The organism is Actinocrinis sp. (assembly GCF_035650855.1).
In the GTDB taxonomy this organism is placed as follows: Bacteria; Actinomycetota; Actinomycetes; order Streptomycetales; family Catenulisporaceae; genus Actinocrinis.
On the sequence record NZ_DASRGV010000347.1, the window covers coordinates 1 to 3,837 of the forward strand.

Annotated in this window: 3 protein-coding genes and 1 pseudogene; all 4 read left to right on the forward strand. The window is 73.2% G+C overall.

Annotated elements, in window-relative coordinates; all coding sequences use genetic code 11:
- A pseudogene (locus VFB40_RS24640) lies at window positions 1–282 on the forward strand (redox-sensing transcriptional repressor Rex); the annotation flags it as partial.
- Window positions 279–1,658, forward strand: a complete 1,380-nt coding sequence (locus VFB40_RS24645) for a glutamyl-tRNA reductase (RefSeq protein WP_324854667.1) — start codon at window positions 279–281, stop codon at window positions 1,656–1,658. The pseudogene VFB40_RS24640 and the gene VFB40_RS24645, both read left to right, overlap by 4 nt.
- A complete protein-coding gene (gene hemC / locus VFB40_RS24650; RefSeq protein ID WP_324854669.1) occupies window positions 1,655–2,596 on the forward strand; it encodes a hydroxymethylbilane synthase in 942 nt (313 codons plus the stop codon). The genes VFB40_RS24645 and hemC overlap by 4 nt, the downstream gene beginning before the upstream one ends.
- Window positions 2,593–3,837, forward strand: a 1,245-nt coding sequence (locus VFB40_RS24655) for a bifunctional uroporphyrinogen-III C-methyltransferase/uroporphyrinogen-III synthase (RefSeq protein WP_324854672.1), incomplete at its 3' end; no start/stop codon positions are given. The genes hemC and VFB40_RS24655, both read left to right, overlap by 4 nt.

Genomic DNA, 3,837 nt, shown 5'->3' on the forward strand with positions numbered 1-3,837 from the left:
CCCGCCGTGGTGACGGTGCCGGAGGGGGTGGATCTGCGCAAGGTGGACCTTTCCATCGAACTGCAGATCCTCGCGTTCCACGAGCAACGCAAGACCGCCAACCAAGCCGCTCCCGGCACGCTGCGTGGTGCGCGTGCGGTACGGCGCCTGCGCGAGGATCCGGTTAATCCGGGCGAATTCGACGATTCGGCGAGCCCGACCGGGTATGCGGACCCGACCGCGGACACCGAGCCGATCCCGCGCTACAGCTACGACGAATTCAACGAAGTGAGGCCGGCATGAGCCTGCTGGTGGTCGGCCTGTCCCACCGCACCGCCCCGATCCCGTTGCTGGAGAAGGCCGCGCTGCCGGCCGAGCGGGTCGCGAAGCTGATCGGTGATGCCGTCGGCACGGAGCACGTGACCGAGGCGATAGCGGTCGCCACGTGCAACCGCCTGGAGATCTACGCGGACGTCACGCGCTTCCACGGCGCGCTGGCCGATCTCTCCGATCTGGTCAGCCTGCACTCCGGGATCCCGGTCGAGGAGCTCACCGAGCACCTCTACGTGCACTACGACAACCGGGCCGTGCAGCACCTGTTCAACGTCGCCTGCGGCTTGGACTCGATGGTGGTCGGCGAGCCGCAGATCCTCGGGCAGCTGCGCAGCGCGCTCGCGGCGGGACAGGCGGAAGGTACGGCGGGACGGGTCGTCAATGACCTGACACAAACCGCGCTGCGGGTGGGCAAGCGCGCGCACAGCGAGACCGGGCTCGACCGGGCCGGCCAGTCGCTGGTCACCGCGGCGCTCGACCTCGCGGTGCCGCTGCTGGAGGGCGCCCGCCCGGCGAAGGCCGTGGTGGTCGGCGCGGGCTCGATGTCCTCGCTCGCCGCGACCACGCTCTCCCGCCTCTTCCCGGACCTGGACCTGACCGTGGTCAACCGCACCCCCGACCGGGCCGGCCGGCTCGCCGAGACGGTCGGCGCCCGGGCGCTGGGCCTTGACCGGCTGACCGAGAGCCTGGCCGGCGCCGACCTGGTGATCTCGTGCACCGGCGCCGTGGACACCGTCATCTCGCCGGCCGATTTCGGGCCGGCCGGTGACGCGGCCGCGACGCCGGGAGGAACCCGCCCCCGGGTCGTCGTCGACCTCGCGCTGCCGCGCGACGTGGCGCCCGAGGTCGGCGCGCTGCCCGGAGTCACCCTGATCGACCTGGAGCGGATCGCCGACGCCGAACGCGACGGCGCCGCGCGGGTCGAGGCGGGCAGCGTCGAGGCGGTGCGCAGGATCGTGGCCGAGGAGGTCGTCGCCTACGCCGCGGCCCAGCGCGCCGCGACCGTCGGCCCGACCGTCACCGCGCTGCGCGGTATGGCCGCCGACGTCGTCGAGGCGGAACTCGCCCGGTTCGACGGCCGGCTGCCCGAGCTCGACGCCAAGGCGCGCGCCGAGGTCGCCAACACGGTGCGGCGCGTCGTGGACAAGCTGCTGCACGAGCCCACGGTCCGGGTCAAGCAGCTGGCCTCGGACCCCGGCGGCACCTCGTACGCGGTGGCGCTGCGAGAGCTGTTCAACCTCGACCCGGCCGCGCCCGCCGCGGTCAGCCGGGCTGAACCGGTCCTGGCCGACGAAGCGGCCGAGCCCGGCGACGCGGACCCGGCCAGAGAAGAAGGCACCGTATGACCGGTCAGCCACTGCGGGTGGGAACACTGCGGCTGGGAACCAGACGCTCCAAACTCGCCCTCGCGCAATCCGGACTGGTCGCGCACGCGGTCACCGAGGCCACCGGGCGTCAGGTCGAGCTGGTGGAGATCACCACCTACGGCGACGTCTCCAAGGAGGCGCTGACACAGATCGGCGGTACCGGGGTCTTCGTCAACGCGCTGCGTGACGCGCTGCTGGACGGCCGCGTGGACTTCGCCGTGCACTCGCTCAAGGACCTGCCGACCGCAGAGCCGGCCGACCTCGCGCTGGCCGCGGTGCCGGAGCGCGAGGACGTGCGGGACGTGCTGGTCGCCCGCGACCAGCTCAAGTTCGCCGACCTGCCGGCCGGTGCGCGGGTCGGCACCGGTTCGCCACGCCGGGCCGCCCAGCTGCGGCTGCTGCGCCAGGACGTGGAGATCCTCGCCGTGCGCGGCAACGTGGACACGCGCGTCGGCTACGTGACCAAGGGCGAGCTCGACGCCGTCGTGCTCGCCTACGCCGGTCTCAACCGCCTCGGCCGGATCGGCGAGGCGACCGATTACTTCGACCCGGCCGCGCTGCTGCCGGCTCCCGGACAGGGAGCCCTCGCGGTGGAGTGCCGGGCCGCGGACGGCGAGCTCATCGGACAGCTCGCCGCGCTGGACCACCGGCCCACCCGGGCCGCGGTCAAGGCCGAGCGGGCGCTGTTGGCCTCGCTCGAAGCGGGGTGTTCCGCACCGGTCGGCGGCTATGCCGTCGCCTCGGCGCACGAACTGCAGTTGACCGGGACGGTGACCGAGGTGGTGACCTCGGGCGTGCCTCGGTCGATAAGGATGTCCGCCACCGGAAGCCCGCAGGAGGCTGAGCGGCTCGGGCGCGAGCTCGCCGCTCGGATGCTCGCTGAGGGCGCCGCAGGACTGATGGGGAAGCAGCCGTGACTATCACGACCGGGTCGGTAGCAACGCAGACCGCGGTACCGCACACCCAACCGCGCACCACCGAGGACTCCGACCTCGCTGTGTTGAACGGCTCTGTTTCAAACGGCTCCGTTGCAAACGGCGCCGCGAAGAACGGCGTACCGCTCAACGGCACCATCGGCGGCGTCTTGCTCGGCGAGGCGGCGGACGCGCTGGTGGATCAGGACACCGAGGCCGAACCGCAGCGCTCGAGCGCCGCGACCCGCGCCCGGGTCAGCTTCGTCGGCGCCGGGCCTGGCGACCCCGATCTGCTGACCGTCCGGGCGGCCGCGCTGCTCGCGGACGCGGACGTGCTCGTCGTCGATTCCCGGCTGCGCGCCCGCTTCGAGCCGCGCTGCCACGAGCGGGTCCAGGTCATCGAGCTCGGGCTCGCCACGCCCGCGGACGAGCTGCCGGATCCGGCCGACGCGGCCGCCGTGCCGGGCATCGCCGCCGGCGCACACCCGCTGGCCTGCATCGACGAGGTCGCCGCCGCAGTGCGTGACGGCAAGTCGGTGGTCCGCCTGCTCGACGGCGATCCCGGCCTCTTCGGCTCCTTCGAGGCCGAGGCCGCCGCGTGTGCCAAGGCCGGCCTGCCGTTCGAGGTGGTGCCCGGGCTCGCCCGCGCGACCGCCGTCCCGGTCTTCGCGGGCATTCCGCTGACCAAGGGCTCGATCGGCGACGTGCGGCTGCTGTCCGCCCCGCGTCCGGACGGAAACGCCGACTTCACCGCCTGGTCCGATTGGCACCGGCAGCTCGGTGAGGCCGGAGCGGCCAGCTCCACCCTGGTGCTGCTGGGCATCGGCGACCGCATCGACGAGGTGGCCGCAGAACTGCTGGCCGCCGGGCGTCCGGGCAGCACCCCGGTCGCGGTGACCATCGACGGCTCGCTCACCTCGCAGCGCACCGTCACCGGCACGCTGGACCGGATCGCCGCCGCGCTCAAGGCCGAGCCGGTCAAGTCCGCCGCGGCCGCGGTCTCCACGGATACCGTGGTGGTCGTGGGTTCGGTGGTGGAACGCCGCTCCGAGCTGTCCTGGTACGAGACCAAGCCGCTTTTCGGCTGGCGGGTGCTGGTCCCGCGCACCAAGGAGCAGGCCGGGGCGCTGAGCGAGCAGTTGCAGTCCTACGGCGCGGTGCCGCACGAGGTGCCGACCATCGCCGTGGAGCCGCCGCGCACCCCGCAGCAGATGGAGCGCGCGGTCAAGGGCCTGGTCACCGGC